Origin of the sequence: Afipia sp. 1NLS2, assembly GCF_000178995.1 — a bacterium.
In the GTDB taxonomy this organism is placed as follows: Bacteria; Pseudomonadota; Alphaproteobacteria; order Rhizobiales; family Xanthobacteraceae; genus Afipia.
This window is the reverse complement of sequence record NZ_ADVZ01000001.1, coordinates 481,514-501,917: the sequence shown is the minus strand read 5'-3', so window position 1 is coordinate 501,917 and position 20,404 is coordinate 481,514. Positions and strand designations below refer to the sequence as shown.

The following is a 20,404-nucleotide window of genomic DNA, read 5'->3' as shown; positions in this document are numbered from 1 at the left end:
CGAACCGGACACCCTGCCGCAAAGACAATGTGATAGGCTGCGTGCGATGATATTCCCGCGCCGCCCATGGGATGTGTCACATGCCTGGCCTTGGAGGAACGATGTCCGGATTTGATATTTTCGCCATTGCGCTGTTGCTGCTTGTGGTGGTCACGCTGTTCGCGGGTGTGAAGACCGTCAATCAGGGATATGACTGGACCGTGGAGCGGTTCGGCAAATACACCCGCACGCTCGAACCGGGGCTCAACATCATCGTTCCGTACTTCGACCGGATCGGCCGCAGGGTGAACATGATGGAGCAGGTGATCGACATTCCCGAGCAGGAGGTCATCACCAAGGACAACGCCACCGTGACGGTGGATGGCGTCGCGTTCTTTCAGGTGTTCGACGCCGCCAAGGCGAGCTACGAGGTCGCCAACCTCAATCAGGCGATCATCACGCTGACCATGACCAACATCCGCTCGGTGATGGGTGCGATGGATCTCGATCAGGTGCTGTCGCATCGCGACGAGATCAACGAGCGGCTGCTGCGCGTGGTCGATGCGGCGGTGTCGCCGTGGGGCCTCAAGGTCAACCGCATCGAGATCAAGGACATCGTGCCGCCCGCCGATCTCGTCGAGGCGATGGGCCGCCAGATGAAGGCCGAGCGCGTCAAGCGCGCCGAGATTCTGCAGGCCGAAGGTCAGCGGCAGTCCGAAATTCTTCGTGCCGAAGGCGCCAAGCAGGCGCAGATCCTGCAGGCCGAAGGCCGCCGCGAGGCCGCGTTCCGTGACGCGGAAGGGCGCGAACGCTCGGCGGAGGCCGAAGCCAAGGCGACGCAGATGGTGAGCGATGCCATCGCCAAGGGGGATGTCGCCTCGCTGAATTATTTCATCGCCGACAAGTACATCAAGGCGTTCGGCCAGTTCGCGGAATCATCGAACCAGAAGGTCATTATGCTGCCGATGGAGGCGACCAGCCTGTTGAGTTCGCTTGCGGGCATCGGCGAGATCGCCAAGGCGACGTTCGGCGAGAGCGTGGCGTCGGCTGCTGCGAAGCGGTCAAGCGTGCCGAACACCGGCACGACGCCGCCGGCCAAGCCGTTCGGTTGAGGAATTCGCGATGCTCGATACTCTTGTTGCGCTCGGAAAATGGAATTGGCTCATTCTCGGCATCCTGCTGATGGGCATCGAGGCCCTCGTGCCGGGCGTTTTCATGTTCTGGCTTGGCCTTGCCGCATTAATCATCGGCGTGCTCTCGTTCGGTGTCGTCATCTCCTGGCAAATGCAGCTTGTCGGGTTCGCGTTGCTTGCGATCTCGATGGTGCCGCTGTGGCGGCACTTCGCCGCGCGCGCCTCGGAGCGCGAGGACAATCAATTCCTCAATCGCCGGACGCAGGAACTGGTCGGTCAGGTGGCGATGCTCGAAACCCCGATCGTGAACGGCTTCGGCACCATCAAGCTCGGCGATACGGTCTGGCGCGTCGAGGGCCCGGCGCTCGAGGCCGGAACGCGCGTTAAAATTGAAAATGCCGACGGCGCGCGGCTGCGCGTCGGCCCCGCGTAAGCGTCAGGCCACGCCCGCGCGCAGCAGATCGTGCAAATGCAGGATGCCGACCGGCGTTTTGCCCTTGGTGACAATCAGCGCCGTGATCTTCGAGGCATTGAGAATTTCCAGCGCCTCGCTGGCGAGCAGGTCGCCGCTGATGGTTTTCGGATTCGCGGTCATTACCTGATCGACCGTCGCGGTCATCAAATCGGGCCGCATGTGACGGCGCAGGTCGCCGTCGGTGACGATGCCTGCGATCTCGCCACGGCCGTCGACGATGGCGACACAGCCGAAACCCTTCGAAGTCATTTCAAACAGAGCTTCCGACATCGGCGTGCCGAGCGGCTTCATCGGGACCGACTCGTCCTTGTGCATCAGGTCGCGGACGAATTTCAGCATTGCGCCGAGCTTGCCGGACGGATGTAGCACGCTGAAATCGGTCGCGGAGAAGCCGCGGCTTTCCAGGAGCGCGATCGCGAGCGCATCGCCGATCGCGAGTTGCATCAGCGCCGAGGTGGTCGGCGCCAGATTGTTCGGGCAGGCCTCGCGCGCTTTCGGTAGCGCCAGCACCACATCGGCAGCTGCGCCGAGAGTGGATTCGCTTTCCGAGGTCACCGCGATCAACTGGATGCGGAAGCGGCGGGAATAATTGATGAGGCTGCGCAGTTCGGCGGTCTCGCCGGACCATGAGAGCGCGATGATCACGTCGTCGGGCGTGATCATGCCGAGATCGCCGTGGCTCGCTTCCGCCGCATGCACGAAGAAGGCCGGGGTGCCGGTCGAGGCCAGCGTCGCCGCGATCTTGCGGCCGATATGCCCGGACTTGCCGAGGCCGGTGACGATGACGCGGCCCTTGGCGTTGCGGATCAGGTCGGTGGCGGCGGCGAACGGCGCGCCAAGGCCGTTCTGCAGCGTGGCGATGAGTGCGGCGACGCCATCGGCTTCCGCCGCCAGCGTGCGCAGCGCGGATTCGATAGCGGGAGAAAGAGGAGCCACTGACACGGGAGCTGTCTGCGGTTTGGAAGAAGCCATGCGCAATGTCCGAAAGGGCAGGCGGCGATGGTTGCCTGCTGCGTATTTTCTTTAGCACGCTCAATCACATCCGGCGATCCGGAACAGGCCCTCCTCAACCGCTCATTAACCATAGTTGTTTTAACTCTGTTAACGGCGTTCCACACCGGAGCGCCGCGCCTTTTGTGCTGCAAGCAATTGTAACTGTTGTGTTTTCGGCTCTGCCGGGAAGGTTTGAAGATGCCCTTTGGGCATGGGGCCAGGAAATTCGGGGCCAAGGAATGGCGAGACCACTCCGCACGACATTCGTGCGGAGTGTTGGCGTGCGCCCTGCTGGGAGCGACCTTTCTGTCCAGCCCCTGTTTCGCGCAGGCGCTGACATCCTCAATGCTGGCACCCTCGATCGGCGGGTTCGCGCCAGCGCAAGATTCACCGCTGCGTCCAGTCAATGACCGCGGGGTGACCGGGAGCGTGCCCGGGGCTTACGGCAATCCACCCGCGTCGGGCGCGGCGGACACCGGCTATGACTCGTTGAACCGCAGGCGCAAGATGAAGCCCTATCCGGGCACGCCGAAACCGAGATTCGTCGGGCCCGGCAACCCGCCGAATCCGCCATTGCAGGCGCCGCGCGTCACAGCGCCGGTGTCGCCTTCATTCGCCGGCACCGCTGAGGGTGCGCCGCCACGCCGTCGCCTGAAAATCGACGACGATCCGTTCGGGCAGGTCGGCAATTATGTCGGCGGCTTTCTGGTGAAGGAAGCGGTCGAAGTCTCGGGCGGCTACGACAGCAATCCCGGCCGTTTCTCGCAGCCGCGAGGTTCGGCGATTTACAGGGTCGCCCCCGAGTTGCAGGCGACATCGGACTGGTCGCGTCACGCGCTCAACCTCGATCTGCGCGGTTCGTTCACCGGCTACGGCACCAGATTTCCCGATCAGACCAGTTCTCCGGTGGATCTCGATCGTCCTGACGTGAATGGAAAACTCTCCGGCCGCATCGATGTCACGCGCGATACCCGCATCACGTCCGCGCTGCGGTTACGGGTTGCGACCGATAATCCCGGTTCGCCGGACGTTCAGGTGGGCCTGTCGAAATATCCAGTTTACGCCAATTTTGGCGGCACGGTCGGTGTCGAGCAGGACTTCAATCGGCTGCAGCTTCAGGTCAACGGCAATGCCGACCGTACCGTGTATCAGTATTCCAAACTGACCGACGGCCGATCGTCGAGCAACGACGATCGCAACTTCAATCAGTATGGTGCGCAGGCGCGGCTCAACTACGATTGGATGCCGGGCGTGAAGCCGTTCACCGAGGTCGAGGCCGATACCCGCGTGCACGATCTGCAATTCGACCGCAACGGCTATCAGCGCGATTCCAACGGTGCTTACGTCAAGGCGGGAACGAGCTTCGAGTTCTCGCGGCTGCTCACCGGCGAGGTCGCCGCCGGTTATTCATGGCGCGACTATCAGGACCCCCGGCTAAAGCAGCTCTCCGGCTTGCTCACGAGTGCTTCGCTGGTGTGGACAGCGACGGGTCTCACCACAGTGAGGCTCGATGCCACCTCGTCGATCAACGAGACCACTTTGGAAGGCGTCTCCGGTTCGCTGGCGCGCGACTACAGCGTTCAGGTCGATCATGCCTTCCGCCGCTGGCTAATCGGCACGGCCAAGTTCGGCTATGGCACCACGGATTATGAGGGAACGCGGTTCGACCGCCGCTACTTCGCGGAAGCCGATCTGGTCTACAAGCTCACCCGCACCTTTGCGATCAAGGGCACCGTGCGGCGCGACTGGCTGAAGAGCGATGCCCCGGGCGTGAATTCGGCGGAGACGGTGGTGATGCTGGGCGTGCGGGTGCAGCGCTAGCGTCTCATTCAGTGATCCTGGCTGCGGGTTCCTAGTTTAATTCTGAACGAAACCCGATATCCTGAAACCCGGTATTAACCGCCTCCGAGGGCGGTAAGTCACGTAAGGATTCCGGCAAGAGTTTGCAGCGTACCACCGGTTTTCAACGCTGGGATAGGCGCGGGCGTAATGTATCGATCGGACTCAAAGCTATGGCAGGTCTCGCCACGCGCTCTGACGATCGTGTCCGTGCTTGCCACGCTGGCGTTCATGACGATCTGCGCCAGCGTGCTGCTAGACATCCGCACCAGCAAGGAGGAGCTTGCCAGGCAGTCCTCCGAGAACCTGGCCGCGACCATCGATGCCGATCTCAGCCGCAACCTCGAGATCTATGATCTGTCGCTGCGCAACGTCGTCACCAACATGCTGGAGCTTGATACCCAGCGCATCGGCCTGCCGATCCTGCATCTGATCCTGTTCGATCACGCGGCGACCGCAAAGTACTACGGCCCGATCCGGGTGTACGATGCCGACGGCAATCTGAAGCTCGACTCGAGTGCCCTGCACCCGGCGCCAGAAAACCGCGCCAACGAGGAATACTTCAAGGTTCATCGCGACAATCCGAATGTCGGCCTCTATATCGGCGACCCCGCGGTTTACCGGGATGCGTTCGCGGTGGTGTTGAGCCGCCGCATCACCGGTTACGACGGGAAGTTTCTCGGCGTCGTCGTCGGCTCGCTGCGCTATAGTTATTTCCTTGATCTGTTCGGCAAGCTGACATTCGCTCCCGAGGACAGCGTCACCATCTTCCGCCATGACGGCGTGGTGATGATGCGCCGGCCATTCGATCTTGCCGTGATCGGCAAGAATCTCGGCGCCAAGGAAGGTGTCCGCCGCATTCTCGAAGCGCCGCGCGGTTTCGAGAAGACTCGCAGCGGTGTCGATTTCATCGAGCGGCTGTATGTCTGGCAGAACAGCGAACGGCCGCTGGTGGTGGTGGTCGGAAAGTCGCTGGACAGCATTTACGGGACATGGTGGCGGCAGACGCTGATCATCGGCGGCCTAATGCTGATCCTGTCGATCTTCACCATCGGCGTGACGCTGTTTCTCACCCGCGAGATTTCGCGGCGTGCGGCAGCCGAGAAGCGGCTGTCGCAGCTTGCGACCACCGACGCGCTGACCGGTATCGATAACCGCCGCAGGTTCGACGAGCGGATTCTCGACGAGTGGCGGCGCGGCTGGCAGAAACTGCCCTTGTCGCTGCTGATGATCGACGCCGATCATTTCAAGGCGTTCAACGATCTGTTCGGCCACCAGGCGGGAGATCAACTGCTGGCGCGGATCGCGTCGTGCATTGTCGAATCCGCGAAACGCCCCTCGGATTGCGCCGCGCGCTACGGCGGCGAGGAGTTCGCGCTGCTGCTGCCGAATACCGATCTTGCCGGTGCGCTCAAGCTCGCCGAGGAAGTACGTGACCGTGTCGCGCATCTGTCGGCGGATAAATGGGCGACAACGGTGTCGATCGGTATCGCCTGCCTGATCCCGGATATGGCCGGTTCGCCGAAGGCCCTGATCGCGGCAGCCGACAAGGCGCTGTATCAGGCCAAGGAGCAGGGCCGGAATCGCTGCGTGGCGATAAACGAAGATCTGGTGACGGAAGCCGCCTGACTGGCCTGGCGTCCGCTGCTACACTCCCCGGATGGGTGCTGCCATCCGATTCCCGAGACTCCTCCAGTGCTGTGTTGCGCTCGCGCTGGCCGCATGGCCGGTCGCGAGCGATGCCCGCGACCTGTCGCCTGCGGAAACTTGCCTCGCTGTGAACGAGGGGCTTTCGCTCGGCGCGCCGTTGCCGCACACCGCCGAAGCTCTCAAGGCACACCGGCCATTGAGGATTGTCGCCATCGGTTCGTCGTCCACCGTGGGATTGTGGATGATACGCAAGGAAAAAACCTATCCCGGCGTGATGCGCAGCGAGTTGCTGAGGCTCGATCCCACGATGCAGATCGAGATCGTCAATTCCGGACGCAACGGCGATACCATTCCCGGCAACATCGCGCGTTTTCCGCGCGACGTGTTCGCGTATCAGCCGGACCTTGTGATCTGGCAGATGGGCGGCAATGATTTCACCTGGGGCGAGGGGGCCGACAGCCTCGAGCACAAGATCGCCTCCGGTGTCGCGATGCTGCGCGCGCACGGCGCCGACGTCATCCTGATGGACCAGCAATACACGCCGGTCATTCTCACCACGGACTACGCCAAGATGCAGGAAGCGATCGCAGCCGTCGCGCGTGACCAGCAGGTGGCATATCTGCCGCGTTTCGATATGCTGCATAAAACGGTGGAGGCGGGCGTCTCCATCGTCAGCCTGTCGGCGTTCGATGGGCTGCACATGTCGGGCGACGCCTATGACTGCACCGGCCGGGTGCTCGCGCGCGCGATCATGGCGGCGGTGCGATAAGCGGGAGGATTTCCGATGAGCTTTGTCCGGTGCCATTCCCTCATGGCCGCGCTGGCCGTTGCCTTCGCCTCGGCATGGATCGCGTCGCCCGCGCGCGCCGAAGTCTCGGAGGTCGCGATCTCGAAGGGCTACGGCATCCTGTATCTGCCGCTGATCGTGATGGAAGACCGGAAGCTCCTTGAAAAGCAGGCGGAGAAGGCGGACCTCGGCAAGGTGACGGTGAAATGGCGGGTGCTCGACGGCGGCAATAACATCAACGACGCGATGATGGCCGGCTCGCTCGACTTCGCCGGTACCGGCGCGCCGGCGTTCGTCGCGTTGTGGTCGAAGGCCAGAGCCATTCCGAAGTCCGCGGTGATCGGCATCAGCGCCCTGAGCGCGACCTCGCTGTATCTGAATTCCAACAACCCGCAGATCAAGGGTCTTGCCGACTTCAAGAGCGGCGACAAGATCGCGCTGCCGGGCATCAAGACATCGCTGTCGGCGGTGGTGCTGCAGATGATGGCGGCGAAACAATTCGGCTTCGAGAATTACGCCAGGCTCGATCACCTCACCGTCGGCCTGCCGCACCCCGATGGCCTGATTGCGCTGACCTCCGGCCGCTCGGAGGTGAGCGCGCATTTCACCTCGCCGCCGTTCTCCTACCTCGAGCTCAAGGACCCGAAGGTGCACAAGGTCGCGAGCTCGGTGGATTACATCGGCAACATTACGCTGGATGTGGTGTACGCGCCGAAAAAATTCGTAGACGCCAACCCGAAGATCACCGGGGCGATGCTGGCGGCGCTGGACGAGGCCGACGCCTTCATTCACGATCACCGCGAGGAAGCGGCGGATATCTTCGTCCGCTCCTCCAAGACCAAGGTGTCCAAGGAGGATGTGATGACCATCCTCGGCGATCCGGACACGCGGTTCACGACCACGCCGGACAAGGTGAAGAACTTCGCCGATTTCATGCAGGCCGCCGGCATCATCAAGACCGCGCCGGAAAAATGGTCCGACATGTTCATCCCGCAGCTCGGCAGCCGGAACGGCAGTTGATGGCGGGCGTCACCCGTCGTCCCCGCGAAGGCGGGGACCCAGCGCCCTCGATTCCGATTCAATTTTCAAACAGCCACGTGGAATTCTCTCACCGCACCGAAGCGCGTGAGTGTCGCAAAGTCCCTCGCGCTTGACACGCGCGCGAGGCGGTCCTCGTTCGCGTCTTAAGAAAGGCGAGGGGAGATGGAGCGCCGCAAGGCGCAACATCGTTGTCGTCGCGCTCCGCATGGCCTTGCGAGGGCCATGGTCTCGAAGCGCGCACCGCCTTGCGGCGCTCCACCAACGTCGCGGGCCAGCGCCGACGCTCCGCCCGCAACGCGCGGACATGCATCGGGCGGCGAACCGCCGAATGCCATCCGCTGCGGCGTTCTCCTTAAGGCCGAGGATCCGCGCAGGCTTGGAACGGGATGCGCAGATTGGCGCAAGGCCAGGCGGCGCATCGTCGGCGCTTTCGCGCCGCGTCCTCCGTTCCGCCCCACGCCGCAAGCGGCATCTCCCCGTAGTGGGAGCGGGCGGGTCAACCTCAGCCTCCCGGGTGGCCGTGTGCGTCACGAGCCGCGCGGGCGCCGCGCTTCACTCCGCTCTCAAGAACGCCTCCGGACAGCGCCCCTCACGAATGAAGCGATAGGAATATTAGCGCCGACAAGCGCCGTGTAATCATCAAATTCGATTTCTTCGTCGGTGAAACAACGAAAATTTTTTAGCGACAATGATTTCAATCGCATGGCGCCCTCTTTCAAATAGATCAAATATATTTATTCTACCTGAGGTTGTGGTGCGGGAGAAGTACTCAAATGTTGGTTTCGATTGCTTGTGAGATTTTAAAGGCCGGATTGCAGTTGCGATTTTTGTACAATAGCCAAGATAGGATTGTGGAAATCCATACCGTGGGTTTTTCCAAAAAGAACGCCCCTATAATGAGAGCGTGGCAGGTGAGTGGGGGAAGCCAGAGCGGCAGTCCAACCCCTTGGAGGATTTTTCAGTTGGACGAAGTAAGGGACGTCAAAGTGTTAGACATTAAATCGCACGCGCCGCGGCCCGGCTATCGCCGAGGCGACCCGTCTATAGACCGAATTGTCTGCGAAATTTGAGCGCGTAATCTTTACTACACATACTTCTTCATCTCGCTCAGCAAATCGCCGCGCAGGTCTTCGCGGTCCATCGCGTAGGCGATGTTGGCGGCGAGGAAGCCTGACTTCGAGCCGCAGTCGTAGCTCTTGCCCTTGAACTTGAAGCCGTAGAACGGCTGCCTGCCCGCGAGCGTGAGCATCGCGTCGGTCAACTGGATTTCGCCGCCCGCGCCGCGCTCCTGCGTCTCCAGGATGTTGAAGATTTCCGGCTGCAGGATGTAGCGCCCGGTGATCGAGAGGTTCGAGGGCGCGACTTCCTTCTTCGGCTTTTCGACCATGCCGTTCAATTCGAACAGGTCGCCCTTGCTTGGGCCTACGCCGACCACGCCATACATGTGGACGTGCTCCATCGGCACCTCTTCCACCGCGATGATGTTGGCCTTGTCCGCGCCCGCCGCGTTGGCGGCGTCGATCATCTGCTTCAGGCCGCTCGGCTTGTTCTTCACCAGCACGTCCGGCAGCAAAACTGCAAAAGGCTCGTTGCCGACGATCTCGCGCGCGCACCACACCGCATGGCCGAGGCCGAGCGGCTGCTGCTGGCGCGTGAACGAGGTGGTGCCGGCTTCCGGCTGGTCGCGCTCGAGGATCGCCAGTTCCTTCTTCTTCTGGCGCTCTTCCAGCGTGTCTTCGAGTTCGTAGGGGCGGTCGAAGTGATCCTCGATCACGCCCTTGTTGCGGCCCGTGACGAACACGAGGTGTTCGATGCCAGCTTCCAGCGCCTCGTCCACCACATGCTGGATCAGCGGGCGGTCCACCACGGTCAGCATTTCCTTCGGCATCGCCTTGGTGGCGGGAAGAAAGCGGGTTCCAAGACCGGCGACGGGAAATACGGCTTTACGAATTTTCATGTGGTTCTTCGGGCTCACTGATGGGACACGATGAAAAGGCGGCAGGCGCGAGGGCTCGCGCCGGGAACAACGTCACCGCCTCACTATCCTGTTTGCAGCCGATAACAAAGGCAGCAAATGGGCAAGTGCTTAAAGTGGATCGGCTTTCGCGCATGCGAGTTAATGGCGCAGGCGCCCCTGAAACATCATGAAAATGGCCCTATGTTAAGGGTGTGGAAACCGTCTCGGGGCCTGATAGCCTTGACGGGACGGGAAGGAATTTCATGGCATTGCCGGTGAGAATGAAGCGCGGTTTGGCGGGTGGTCTGGCGTTGGGCGCGCTGGCTCTGCCTTTGTCTGCCTGCATTCCGGACGGCTCGCCGGGGCCCCGCGCCGAACTCACCGGTTCGATCCCGCAATCCGCGCCGCCGATGCGCCGCGCCTCGACCAAGGAATGGAGCGGAGAGGACGGCGCCTCCGGCTCGCCCGAGATGACGGCGTCCGCGATCCGCGCCGCCGCCGCGAATTTCAAATCCTGCGTCGCGTCGATGGGACCGGAGGCCGCGCGCCGTGGCGTCACGCAGGCGAATTTCCAGCGTTTCACCGCCAATCTCGAGCCTGATCTGAAGATCATGGACTTCATGGATTCGCAGCCCGAATTCACCAAGGCGGTGTGGGACTATCTCGACGTGCTGGTGACGGATGCGCGCATCGCACGCGGACGCGAGATCCTCGCGCAGTACAAGCCGCAGTTCGATGCGGTGGAGCGCGCCTATGGCGTGGACCGCTACATCATTGCGTCGATCTGGGGCGTGGAGTCGAACTACTCGACGCAGGGCGGCGACCGCAGCGTGCTGAATTCCACCGCGACGCTCGCCTGCATCGGCCGCCGCCAGAATTATTTCCGCGGCGAGTTTCTGGCCGCGCTCGAAATCCTCAATCGCGGCGACCTCACGCCGGACGAAATGGTCGGCTCATGGGCCGGCGCGTTCGGGCCGACGCAGTTCATGCCGACGGTCTACAAGCGCTTCGCGGTCGATTTCGACGGCGACGGGCGGCGCGATGCGGTCAAGGATGTCGCCGACCTGATCGCCTCCACCGCCAACAAGCTCAAGACCGACGGCTGGCAGGCGGGGCAGGGCTGGGGTTACGAGGTCGCGGTGCCGCAGGGCTTCGACTACATGATGGCCGACCGCTCCAAGATGCTTTCGCTCGCGCAGTGGGAGCGGCTCGGCGTGCGCCGCGCCAACGGGCAGGCGTTCCCGCGCCCGGGCGATCACGCGTTTCTCCTGATGCCCGCGGGCGCGCAGGGACCGGGCTTCCTGATGCTTCAGAACTTCCGCGCCATCCTGCGTTACAACCCGGCGGAGTCCTACGCGCTCGCCATCGGTCATTTCGCCGACCGGCTGCGTGGCGGCGGGCCGTTTGTGCAGTCCTGGCCGCGTTCGGAACGGGTACTGAGCCGCGCCGAGCGGCTTGAACTGCAGCAATTGCTGGCGCGGCGCGGCTTCTATCAGGGCGAACCGGATGGCCAGCTCGGCAGCGCGACCCGCAAGGCATTGCGCTCGTATCAGGCCTCGATCGGCGCGCCCGCGGACGGCTTTGCCTCCTCCGACGCGCTCGACCGGCTGCGGACCCGCTGAGGCCGTAAAAGGCACCATTTCATGTCGTCCCCGCGCAGGCGGGGACCCACACTTCCCAAAAAACTGGATTCCCGCTTTCGCGGGAATGACGGTAACTGCCCCTTTTCGGGCCGGATTCAGCTAGTATAAAGGCGTTCCCGACGGAGCCGGCTGAAAGGCGCGATGCGACATTGGTGGCGATATATCCGGCGCGAAAGCGCGGGGCTTGCGGTGTTCGCGGTCGCGGGCCTGCTGGCGTTCGCCATGGCCGCGCCTGCCTCGGCGCAACTGTTCGATTTCGGCTTCGGCCGCAGCAGGCCGGTGCCTCCGCGCGAAGTGCCGCGGGGCGGCGGCGGGTTCTTCCCGTCCTTCCGCGATGGCTTCTTCGGCGACCGGGCGCCCGCGCCGCAGCCGCAACAGCCGCGCGTGGACTATTCGCATCCGCCCGCGCCCGAGAAGCGCGACACCGTGGCCGAGCAGAACGTGCTGGTGATCGGCGATGCGATGGCCGACTGGCTGGCCTACGGCCTCGAGGACGCGCTGGCCGAGACGCCGGAGCTTGGCGTCATCCGCAAGGCCAAGACGGTCTCCGGCCTGATCCGTTACCAGCCCAAGGGCGAGCCCTCGGACTGGGCGGCCGCCGCGAAGGAGATTCTCGCCAGCGAGCATCCCGACGTGATCGTGGTGATGCTCGGCCTGCACGACCGCATTCCGATCCACGAGAAGGTCGAGAAGACCGACAAGGACAAGAAGAAGGGCAAGAAGGGCGCGAAGGAGAAGGACGGCAAACCTGACGCCAACAAGGCCGACGCGAGCAAGCCCGGCGAGGCTGAAGCCGCGCCGCCGGATACGGCCAGCTCCGATGACGAGGAAGACGCAGCGCCCCCGGAGAGGACCGCGCCCGCTGCCAACGGCATTGCCAATTTCCGCGATCCGCGCTGGGTCGAACTCTACAACCGCAAGATCGAGGAATTGATCGGCATCCTGAAGGCCAAGGGCGTGCCGGTGTTGTGGGTCGGCCTGCCCGCCGTGCGCGGCACCAAATCGACATCCGACATGCTGTTCCTCGATGCGCTGTACCGTGACGCCGCCGGCAAGGCCGGCATCACCTATGTCGATGTGTGGGACGGCTTCGTCGATGACGCGGGCCGCTATTTGCAGCAGGGCCCGGACTTCGAGGGCCAGATCCGCCGCCTGCGTTCCTATGATGGCGTGTTCTTCACCAAGGCGGGTGCGCGCAAGCTCGCCCATTACACCGAACGCGAGATCCGCCGCGTGCTGGCCGCACGTTCCTCGCCGCTGTCGCTGCCGAGCGAAGCGCCGGACAATAGCGTCAACGTCAAGCCGGGCGTGGCCGGTCCGCGTCCGATGGCGGGGCCGGTGGTGCCGCTGGTGGCATCGTCCGTCAGCGCGGATCAGTTGCTCGGCGGCGTGGGCTCCCGGCCAGCGGCGGTCGATGCGCTGGCTGCGCGCACGCTGGTGAAGGGCGAGCCGCTCTCGCCGCCTGCGGGACGCGCCGATGATTTCAGTTGGCCGCGCCACGAAATCGGCAAGCTCGAAGCGCCTCCGACGCCGGCAGGCAGTGTCGCCACGCTCGATGGCGAGAAGCCGGCCGCGCCGAAGCCGAAGAAGCGGGCGCCGCAAGCCACATCGAACAACGGCTTCTTCGATCCCAGCCGTCCGCAGCAACAGCGGCCGCGCACGATCGCGCCTTCGGCGGCAAGCTCCGGATTCTTTTTCTTCCGCTAAAAATATATCGCTCGTCGCGGAACTTGCGCGCAAGAGCGACAGCGCCTTGCGGGACAAGCCGTGTTTCAACTTGCGCCTTGTTTCCGGCATGTTTCTCACATTTTGGCCCCGGAATCGGGACCGTCATTTCCGGAACGCCCGCTCGCCTTGCCGGTTAACATGCGTCAATCGATCAAGGGAGACAGGTCATGAAGATGAAGACAACGATTGCAGTCGCGGCCTTGGTGCTGGCGCCCGCTTTGGCCCACGCGCAGAACGTCGTTCGCGACAGTGCGCGCGGCGGCGCGGAGGCGGGCGGTGCGGTTCTCGGCGCGCCAGGCGCGATCGTGGGTGGTACGGTCGGTGCCGCGGTCGGTACGGCTGCCGCGATTCCGGATGCCGTGATCAGTTCGGTGCGCGGCGAGCGCGTGCCGTCGGTCGTGGTGCATGAGCGTGTCGCCGTGGGCGAGCCGCTGCCGGAGACGGTGGTGCTGCATGAGGTGCCGCGTTATCGCGAGTACCGTTATGCCGTGGTCAACGACCAGCGTGTGATCGTCGATCCGCGCACCCGCCGGATCATCCGCGTCGTTGAGTAAGTCGGCGCAAGCAAAAACCCCGCCGTGTTCGCACGGCGGGGTTTTTGTCGTGAGTATATGATTGAGGCTTAACGCGGCAGCGTGGTCGATCCCATCAGATGCTGGTCGATCGAGGCAGCGCATTGGCGGCCTTCGCGGATCGCCCACACCACGAGCGACTGGCCGCGGCGCATGTCGCCCGAGGCGAATACTTTCGCGACCGAGGTCTTGTAGTCGCTGGTCGCGGCGTGGACATTGCCTCGCTGATCGAGGTCGACGCCGAGCGACTTCAGCAGCCCCTCGTGCACCGGATGCACGAAACCCATCGCCAGCAGAACGAGGTCAGCAGGGAGTTCGAATTCGGTGCCGGGCACCGGCTGGAATTTGGCGTCGACATGGATGCCGTGCAGCTTCGCCACCTTGCCGTTCTCGCCGGAGAACTTCTGCGTCATCACGGCGTAGTCGCGCACAGCGCCTTCCGCCTGGCTCGACGAGATGCGCAGCTTCAACGGCCAGTAAGGCCAGACCAGCGGCTTGTTCTCGCGCGCGGGCGGCTCGGGGAGGATTTCAAGCTGCGTCACGGACTTCGCGCCCTGACGCACCGAGGTGCCGATGCAGTCCGAACCGGTGTCGCCACCGCCGATCACGATGACATGCTTGCCGGTGGCCAGAATCTCGCTCACGCCGTCGAGCGATTCCTTGCCGACGCGGCGGTTCTGCTGCGGCAGGAAATCCATCGCGTAATGGATGCCCGCGAGTTCGCGGCCGGGCACCGGCAGGTCGCGCGGGGCTTCGGCACCGCCGGTCAGCGCGATGGCGTCATAGGTCTTGAGCAGTTCCTTCGGGTCGATTGCGCCGGGTGAGGTGCCGCCGACCGCCTTGCCGTAGTGGAAGACCACGCCTTCCGCTTCCATCTGCTTGATGCGGCGGTCGATGGTCCACTTCTCCATCTTGAAGTCGGGAATGCCGTAGCGGAGCAGGCCACCGGCCTTGGCGTGCTTCTCGAAGACATGAACCTCATGGCCGACGCGCGCGAGCTGCTGCGCGCAGGCGAGGCCCGCGGGACCCGAGCCGATCACGGCGATCTTCTTGCCGGTCTTCTCGGCGGCGATTTCCGGCGGCAGCCAGCCGTTTTCCCACGCGCGCTCGACGATGGCGTGCTCGATGCTCTTGATGGTGACCGGGCTGTCGATGATGTTCAGCGTGCAGGAGGCCTCGCAGGGCGCGGGGCAGATGCGGCCGGTGAATTCGGGGAAGTTGTTGGTCGAGTGCAGGTTGCGCGAGGCTTCCTGCCAGTTGCCCCTGTAGACGAGATCGTTCCAGTCCGGGATCTGGTTGTTGACCGGGCAGCCGGGCGTGCCGGGTGCGACCGAACCGGTGCCATGGCAAAACGGCACGCCGCAGTTCATGCACCGCGCGGCCTGATCGCGCAGCTCTTTCTCCGACAGCGGAACGACGAACTCGTTGAAGTTCTTCACACGCTCCGCGACAGGCTGATAGCTGCGGTCGTGACGATCGAACTCAAGAAACCCCGTGATCTTACCCATAGTAACCTAACGCCCCGATCCATTCAGTCATTCCGGAGATGCGTCAACAGCGCAGACCCGGAATCTTGATCCTACGTTTGCGAGATTCCGGATCGGCCGCCGTGCGGCCGCCCGGAATGACGCGTTGAACCCTATGCACCGATCGCGATGGGGCGCTCGGCTTCCCTCTTTGCCTTGATCTCGCGCAGGGCGCGGCGGTACTCGACCGGCATCACCTTGCGGAACATCGGCAGGTACTTCTTCCAGTTCGCCAGAATCTCGGCGGCGCGCTTCGATCCGGCATACTTGGCGTGACGCTCGATCAGCACGCGCAGGCGCTTGATGTCGTCGGCGAGAAGGTCCTCGAACACATCGACGCGACCGTGCGCTTCGAGATCCTCGTGCATGTGGTACTCGCTCTCGGCGATCATCTCCTCCGAGAGCACCGGCTCGAGCTCGACCATCGCCATGTTGCAGCGCTTGGCGAAGGTGTTGTCCTCGTCGAGCACATAGGCGACGCCGCCGGACATGCCCGCCGCGAAGTTGCGGCCGGTCTTGCCCAGCACGACGACGATGCCGCCGGTCATGTATTCGCAGCCGTGGTCGCCCACGCCCTCGATCACCGCGATCGCACCGGAGTTACGCACGGCGAAACGCTCGCCGGCGATGCCGCGCAGGTAAGCCTCGCCCTGAATCGCGCCGTACAGCACCGTGTTGCCGACGATGATCGACTCTTCCGGCACGATGGCGGAGTTCTGCGGCGGGCGCACGATGAGGCGGCCGCCCGACAGGCCCTTGCCGACATAGTCGTTGCCTTCGCCTTCGAGGTCGAAGGTGATGCCGTTGCAGAGCCACGCGCCGAACGCCTGACCGGCGGTGCCCTTGAGGTGCACATGCACGGTGTCGTGCGGCAGGCCGGCGTGGCCGTAACGCTTGGCGAGTGCGCCCGCGAGCATCGCGCCCGCGCTGCGGTCGGTGTTGTGGATTTCGGTTTCGATCTTCACTGGCGCGCCACGGTCGAGGGCTGCCTGCGCTTCCTTGATGAGCTTGCGGTCCAGCACCTCTTCGAGGTGATGGTTCTGCGGCTCGTTGTGATAGATGACCTGACCCTTTTCTTCCTTCTGCTTGTAGAACAGCTTGGAGAAGTCGAGGCCCTTGGCCTTCCAGTGCGCGACGAGGCGGGTCTGGTCGAGCATCTGGCTCTGGCCCACCATCTCGTTGAAGGTGCGGTAGCCGAGGCCCGCCATGATCTCGCGCACTTCTTCGGCGACGAAGAAGAAGAAGTTGATGACGTGCTCGGGCTGGCCGGTGAAACGCTTGCGCAGTACCGGGTCCTGCGTCGCAACGCCGACCGGGCAGGTGTTGAGGTGGCACTTGCGCATCATGATGCAGCCCGCCGCGATCAGCGGCGCGGTGGCGAAGCCGAATTCGTCAGCTCCGAGCAGCGCGCCGATCACGACGTCGCGGCCGGTGCGGAAACCGCCGTCGACCTGCACGGCGATGCGCGAGCGCAGCCGTTCGCGCACCAGCGTCTGGTGGGTTTCGGCGATGCCGACTTCCCACGGCGAGCCCGCGTGCTTGATCGAGGTCAGCGGCGACGCGCCGGTGCCGCCCTCGAAGCCCGAAATGGTGACGTGGTCGGCGCGCGCCTTGGCGACGCCCGCGGCGACCGTGCCGACGCCGATCTCGGAGACGAGCTTCACCGACACCTGACCTTCGGGGTTGACGTTCTTCAGGTCGTAGATGAGCTGCGCGAGATCTTCGATCGAATAGATGTCGTGGTGCGGCGGCGGCGAAATCAGGCCGACGCCCGGCGTCGAGTGGCGCACCTTGGCAATCGTGGCGTCGACCTTGTGGCCGGGCAACTGGCCGCCTTCGCCGGGCTTTGCGCCCTGCGCCATCTTGATCTGCATCATGTCGGAGTTGACGAGGTATTCCGTCGTCACGCCGAAGCGGCCGGAGGCGACCTGCTTGATCGCCGAGCGCATCGAATCGCCGTTCGGCATCGGCTTGAAGCGGTCGGATTCCTCGCCGCCTTCGCCGGTGTTCGACTTGCCACCGATCCGGTTCATCGCGATCGCGAGCGTGGTGTGCGCCTCGCGGGAAATCGAGCCGTACGACATCGCGCCGGTGGCGAAGCGCTTGACGATATCCTTGGCGGGCTCGACCTCGTCGAGAGGCACAGGCTTGCGCTTGTCGTCCTCGGCGGTCTTGAGGCGGAACAGGCCGCGCAGCGTCAGCAGCTTCTCGGCCTGCTCGTTGATCTGCTTGGCGAAGGCGCGATAGCGGTCCTGCGAATTGCCGCGCACCGCATGTTGCAGCGTGGCGACCGAGTCCGCGGTCCATGCATGGTCCTCGCCGCGGGTGCGCAGCGCGTATTCGCCGCCGAAATCGAGGAAGCCCTTGTAGATCTGGTCATCGCCGAACGCCATGGTGTGGCGGCGCACGGTTTCCTCGGCGATCTCGGCGAGGCCTACGCCCTCGATGCGGGAGTGGGTGCCGGTGAAGTATTTCGCGATGAAGTCGGTCTTCAGGCCGATGGCGTCGAAAATCTGCGCGCCGCAATAGGACTGATAGGTCGAGATGCCCATCTTCGACATGACCTTCAAAAGGCCCTTGCCGATCGCCTTGATGTAACGCTTGACCGCCTCCTTGCCGTCCGGCGTGCCGGGCAGCTGGTCCCGCATCGCGACGATGCTCTCGAACGCGAGGTAGGGGTTGATGGCTTCGGCGCCGTAGCCCGCGAGACAGGCGAAGTGATGCACTTCGCGCGGCTCGCCCGATTGCACGACGAGGCCGACCGAGGTGCGCAGGCCGGTGCGGATCAAGTGGTGATGCACGGCGGCGCAGGCGAGCAGCGAGGGAATCGGGATCCGGTCGCTGCCGGTGGCGCGGTCGGACAGGATGATGATGTTGTGGCCTTCGCGCACGGCGGCTTCGGCGCGCGCGCAAAGCTCATCGAGCACCTGCTCCATTCCGGCGGCGCCGAGCCCCGCATGGAAGGTGGTGTCGAGCGTACGCGACTTGAACTGCGATTCCGCGATCTCGGAGATCGAGCAGATCTTCTCGAGGTCCTCATTGGTGAGGATCGGCTGGCGCACTTCGAGGCGCTTGTTCTTCGACATGCCTTCGAGATCGAACAGGTTCGGGCGCGGACCGATGATGGAGACGAGGCTCATCACCGCTTCCTCGCGGATCGGATCGATCGGCGGGTTCGTCACCTGCGCGAAGTTCTGCTTGAAATAGGTGAACAGCGGCTTCGGCTTGTCGGACAGCGCTGACAGCGGCGTATCGGTGCCCATCGCGCCGATCGCTTCCTCGCCCAAGGTCGCCATCGGCGTCATCAGCACCGCGAGGTCTTCCTGCGTGTAGCCGAATGCCTGCTGGCGATCGAGCAGCGACAGGTTCGACTTCTGCGCGCTCTTGGCGGCGGGCGCCTGCAATTCTTCGAGCACGATCTGGGTGTTGTCGAGCCACGCACGATAAGGGTGGCTCGCCGCGAGTTGCGCCTTGATCTCGTCGTCGGGGATGAGACGGCCCTGTTCGAGATCGACCAGCAGCATCTTGCCCGGCTGCAGCCGCCACTTGGTGACGATCTGGTCTTCGGGAATCGGCAGTACGCCCATTTCGGACGCCATCAGGATGCGGTCGTCCTTGGTGACGAGATAGCGCGCCGGACGCAGGCCGTTGCGGTCGAGCGTCGCGCCGATCTGGCGGCCGTCGGTAAAGGCGAGCGCGGCGGGGCCGTCCCACGGCTCCATCAGGGCGGCGTGATATTCGTAGAAGGCGCGGCGCTCCTCATCCATCAGCGGATTGCCGGCCCATGCTTCGGGCACCAGCATCATCATGGCATGCGCCATCGAGTAGCCGCCCTGCACCAGGAATTCGAGCGCGTTGTCGAAGCAGGCGGTGTCGGACTGGCCTTCGTAAGAGATCGGCCACAGCCGCTCGATATCCTTGCCGAACAGGTCGGACTTCACCGAGGCCTGACGCGCGGCCATCCAGTTGACGTTGCCGCGCAGCGTGTTGATTTCGCCGTTGTGGGCGATCATGCGGTAGGGGTGCGCGAGCGACCAGGCCGGGAACGTGTTGGTCGAGAAGCGCTGATGCACCAGTGCGAGCGCGCTGATGAAGTCGCTCTCGTGCAGGTCGGGATAGTACTTGCCGAGCTGGTCGGCGAGGAACATGCCCTTGTAGACGATGGTGCGCGTCGAGATCGACACCGGGTAGTAGCCGGAGAGGCCGCGTTCGCGGCGCTGATAGATCGCGTTCGAAATCGACTTGCGCAGGATGTAGAGCTTGCGCTCGAATTCTTCCTCGCTGCCGGTGAGGGTGCCGCGGCCGATGAAGACCTGCATGTGCGCGGGCTCGGTCGGCTTCACGGTGACGCCGAGCGAGGAATTGTCGCTCGGCACGTCGCGCCAGCCGAGCAGCTTCATGCCCTCGGCGGCCACCTGATCGGCGATGATGCTCTGGATGACGGTGCGCCAGGAATCGTCGCGCGGCATGAACAGCGCGCCGACGGCGTAATCGCCGGGCTTCGGCAGGGAGAAGCCAAGTTCCTTGGTCTTGCGAACGAAGAAATCGTGCGGGATCTGAACCAGGATGCCCGCGCCGTCGCCGGCGCGCGGGTCGGCGCCGACGGCGCCACGGTGTTCGAGATTGCACAGGATGCTGATCGCGTCGGTGACGATCTGGTGGGACTTCTTGCCCTTGATGTTGGCAATGAAGCCGACGCCGCAGGAGTCCTTTTCAAGGGAGGGGTCGTACAGACCCTCGGCCGGCGGACGCCAAGTATGCTCGCGAGCATGTTCGACGGCGTGAGCGCTGGCGCCATGTTGTGTCCGTTCAGGCCGGCCATCGCCAACCTGAACCATCCCTGGTGCTTGGGCACCGCCTGCGTCGCGCTCGAACTTGCTCATCTTGTGCCTCGAACCCTCTCAAGGGCCTTCTTTACTCATCGTCCAGCCGCACCCACGGCGTTGGCGGTTTGCTCGGACTCCCATGGACCGAAGTCCTGGGCCGAGAACCGCCCACCAATGGGACGAGCTCGTGTCAAAAGTGCAGGCTCGCGGGCACCTGTCCGGCGCGAGCGAGCGGTCTTTTCGGGCAGGAGCCGG

At 63.9% G+C, this 20,404-nt stretch carries 14 protein-coding genes; 9 read left to right on the top strand and 5 right to left on the bottom strand.

Going from position 1 to position 20,404, the window contains the following annotated elements; all coding sequences use genetic code 11:
- Positions 1-101 precede the first annotated feature (101 nt).
- The gene (locus AFIDRAFT_RS02405; protein WP_009337435.1) at positions 102-1,091 is read left to right on the top strand and encodes an SPFH domain-containing protein; all 990 of its coding nucleotides are present in this window, start codon (positions 102-104) and stop codon (positions 1,089-1,091) included.
- A 10-nt stretch (positions 1,092-1,101) separates the two neighbouring features.
- Positions 1,102-1,545 carry an NfeD family protein gene (locus AFIDRAFT_RS02400; RefSeq protein WP_009337434.1) on the top strand — a complete coding sequence of 148 codons (444 nt, stop codon included), beginning with the start codon at positions 1,102-1,104 and terminating at the stop codon, positions 1,543-1,545.
- Positions 1,546-1,548: 3 nt separating this feature from the next.
- Here the strand turns inward: AFIDRAFT_RS02400 and AFIDRAFT_RS02395 are convergent, their stop codons facing one another.
- Positions 1,549-2,559, bottom strand: a complete 1,011-nt coding sequence (locus AFIDRAFT_RS02395) for a KpsF/GutQ family sugar-phosphate isomerase (protein WP_009337433.1) — start codon at positions 2,557-2,559, stop codon at positions 1,549-1,551.
- A 219-nt stretch (positions 2,560-2,778) separates the two neighbouring features.
- Between AFIDRAFT_RS02395 and AFIDRAFT_RS02390 the strand changes: the two genes are divergently transcribed.
- The 4 genes from AFIDRAFT_RS02390 (at position 2,779) to AFIDRAFT_RS02375 (ending at position 7,876) form a co-directional block, all read left to right on the top strand.
- Positions 2,779-4,401, top strand: a complete 1,623-nt coding sequence (locus AFIDRAFT_RS02390; protein ID WP_009337432.1) for an outer membrane beta-barrel protein — start codon at positions 2,779-2,781, stop codon at positions 4,399-4,401.
- 168 nt (positions 4,402-4,569) lie between these two features.
- Positions 4,570-6,048 (top strand): sensor domain-containing diguanylate cyclase, encoded by a 1,479-nt coding sequence (locus AFIDRAFT_RS02385; RefSeq protein WP_009337431.1) that lies wholly within the window; start codon positions 4,570-4,572, stop codon positions 6,046-6,048.
- A gap of 31 nt (positions 6,049-6,079) precedes the next feature.
- Positions 6,080-6,838 (top strand): SGNH/GDSL hydrolase family protein, encoded by a 759-nt coding sequence (locus tag AFIDRAFT_RS02380; RefSeq protein ID WP_009337430.1) that lies wholly within the window; start codon positions 6,080-6,082, stop codon positions 6,836-6,838.
- A gap of 15 nt (positions 6,839-6,853) precedes the next feature.
- The gene (locus tag AFIDRAFT_RS02375; protein ID WP_009337429.1) at positions 6,854-7,876 is read left to right on the top strand and encodes an ABC transporter substrate-binding protein; all 1,023 of its coding nucleotides are present in this window, start codon (positions 6,854-6,856) and stop codon (positions 7,874-7,876) included.
- 584 nt (positions 7,877-8,460) lie between these two features.
- Here AFIDRAFT_RS02375 and AFIDRAFT_RS20465 read toward each other — a convergent pair.
- Both AFIDRAFT_RS20465 and galU read right to left on the bottom strand, forming a co-directional pair.
- Positions 8,461-8,601 carry an AAA family ATPase gene (locus tag AFIDRAFT_RS20465; RefSeq protein ID WP_156786827.1) on the bottom strand — a complete coding sequence of 47 codons (141 nt, stop codon included), beginning with the start codon at positions 8,599-8,601 and terminating at the stop codon, positions 8,461-8,463.
- A gap of 380 nt (positions 8,602-8,981) precedes the next feature.
- Complete coding sequence (gene galU / locus AFIDRAFT_RS02370) at positions 8,982-9,854, bottom strand: UTP--glucose-1-phosphate uridylyltransferase GalU (RefSeq protein WP_009337428.1); 873 nt, start codon at positions 9,852-9,854, stop codon at positions 8,982-8,984.
- Positions 9,855-10,117: 263 nt separating this feature from the next.
- On the opposite strand from galU, the gene AFIDRAFT_RS02365 reads away from it, so the two are divergent.
- The 3 genes from AFIDRAFT_RS02365 to AFIDRAFT_RS02355 all read left to right on the top strand — a co-directional run bounded on the left by AFIDRAFT_RS02365 (position 10,118) and on the right by AFIDRAFT_RS02355 (position 13,779).
- Complete coding sequence (locus AFIDRAFT_RS02365) at positions 10,118-11,476, top strand: lytic murein transglycosylase (protein WP_009337427.1); 1,359 nt, start codon at positions 10,118-10,120, stop codon at positions 11,474-11,476.
- Between the two features lie 162 nt (positions 11,477-11,638).
- A complete protein-coding gene (locus tag AFIDRAFT_RS02360) occupies positions 11,639-13,204 on the top strand; it encodes an SGNH/GDSL hydrolase family protein (protein ID WP_009337426.1) in 1,566 nt (521 codons plus the stop codon).
- 194 nt (positions 13,205-13,398) lie between these two features.
- Entirely contained in the window at positions 13,399-13,779 is a 381-nt protein-coding gene (locus AFIDRAFT_RS02355) for a DUF1236 domain-containing protein (protein ID WP_197083236.1), read from the top strand.
- 68 nt (positions 13,780-13,847) lie between these two features.
- Here the strand turns inward: AFIDRAFT_RS02355 and AFIDRAFT_RS02350 are convergent, their stop codons facing one another.
- Positions 13,848-15,305, bottom strand: coding sequence for a glutamate synthase subunit beta (locus AFIDRAFT_RS02350; RefSeq protein ID WP_009337424.1), 1,458 nt, complete (start codon positions 15,303-15,305; stop codon positions 13,848-13,850).
- Positions 15,306-15,436: 131 nt separating this feature from the next.
- Entirely contained in the window at positions 15,437-20,206 is a 4,770-nt protein-coding gene (gene gltB / locus AFIDRAFT_RS02345; protein ID WP_009337423.1) for a glutamate synthase large subunit, read from the bottom strand.
- Between the last annotated feature and the right edge of the window lie 198 nt (positions 20,207-20,404).

Coding starts and splice junctions, on each gene's coding strand:
- AFIDRAFT_RS02390 (WP_009337432.1), top strand. CDS start 2,779: ATGCCCTTTGGGCATGGGGCCAGGAAATTCGGGGCCAAGGAATGGCGA.
- AFIDRAFT_RS02380 (WP_009337430.1), top strand. CDS start 6,080: ATGGGTGCTGCCATCCGATTCCCGAGACTCCTCCAGTGCTGTGTTGCG.
- gltB (WP_009337423.1), bottom strand. CDS start 20,206: ATGAGCAAGTTCGAGCGCGACGCAGGCGGTGCCCAAGCACCAGGGATG.
- AFIDRAFT_RS02385 (WP_009337431.1), top strand. CDS start 4,570: ATGTATCGATCGGACTCAAAGCTATGGCAGGTCTCGCCACGCGCTCTG.
- AFIDRAFT_RS02400 (WP_009337434.1), top strand. CDS start 1,102: ATGCTCGATACTCTTGTTGCGCTCGGAAAATGGAATTGGCTCATTCTC.
- AFIDRAFT_RS02350 (WP_009337424.1), bottom strand. CDS start 15,305: ATGGGTAAGATCACGGGGTTTCTTGAGTTCGATCGTCACGACCGCAGC.
- AFIDRAFT_RS02355 (WP_197083236.1), top strand. CDS start 13,399: ATGAAGACAACGATTGCAGTCGCGGCCTTGGTGCTGGCGCCCGCTTTG.
- AFIDRAFT_RS02365 (WP_009337427.1), top strand. CDS start 10,118: ATGGCATTGCCGGTGAGAATGAAGCGCGGTTTGGCGGGTGGTCTGGCG.
- AFIDRAFT_RS20465 (WP_156786827.1), bottom strand. CDS start 8,601: ATGCGATTGAAATCATTGTCGCTAAAAAATTTTCGTTGTTTCACCGAC.
- galU (WP_009337428.1), bottom strand. CDS start 9,854: ATGAAAATTCGTAAAGCCGTATTTCCCGTCGCCGGTCTTGGAACCCGC.
- AFIDRAFT_RS02360 (WP_009337426.1), top strand. CDS start 11,639: ATGCGACATTGGTGGCGATATATCCGGCGCGAAAGCGCGGGGCTTGCG.
- AFIDRAFT_RS02375 (WP_009337429.1), top strand. CDS start 6,854: ATGAGCTTTGTCCGGTGCCATTCCCTCATGGCCGCGCTGGCCGTTGCC.
- AFIDRAFT_RS02395 (WP_009337433.1), bottom strand. CDS start 2,559: ATGGCTTCTTCCAAACCGCAGACAGCTCCCGTGTCAGTGGCTCCTCTT.
- AFIDRAFT_RS02405 (WP_009337435.1), top strand. CDS start 102: ATGTCCGGATTTGATATTTTCGCCATTGCGCTGTTGCTGCTTGTGGTG.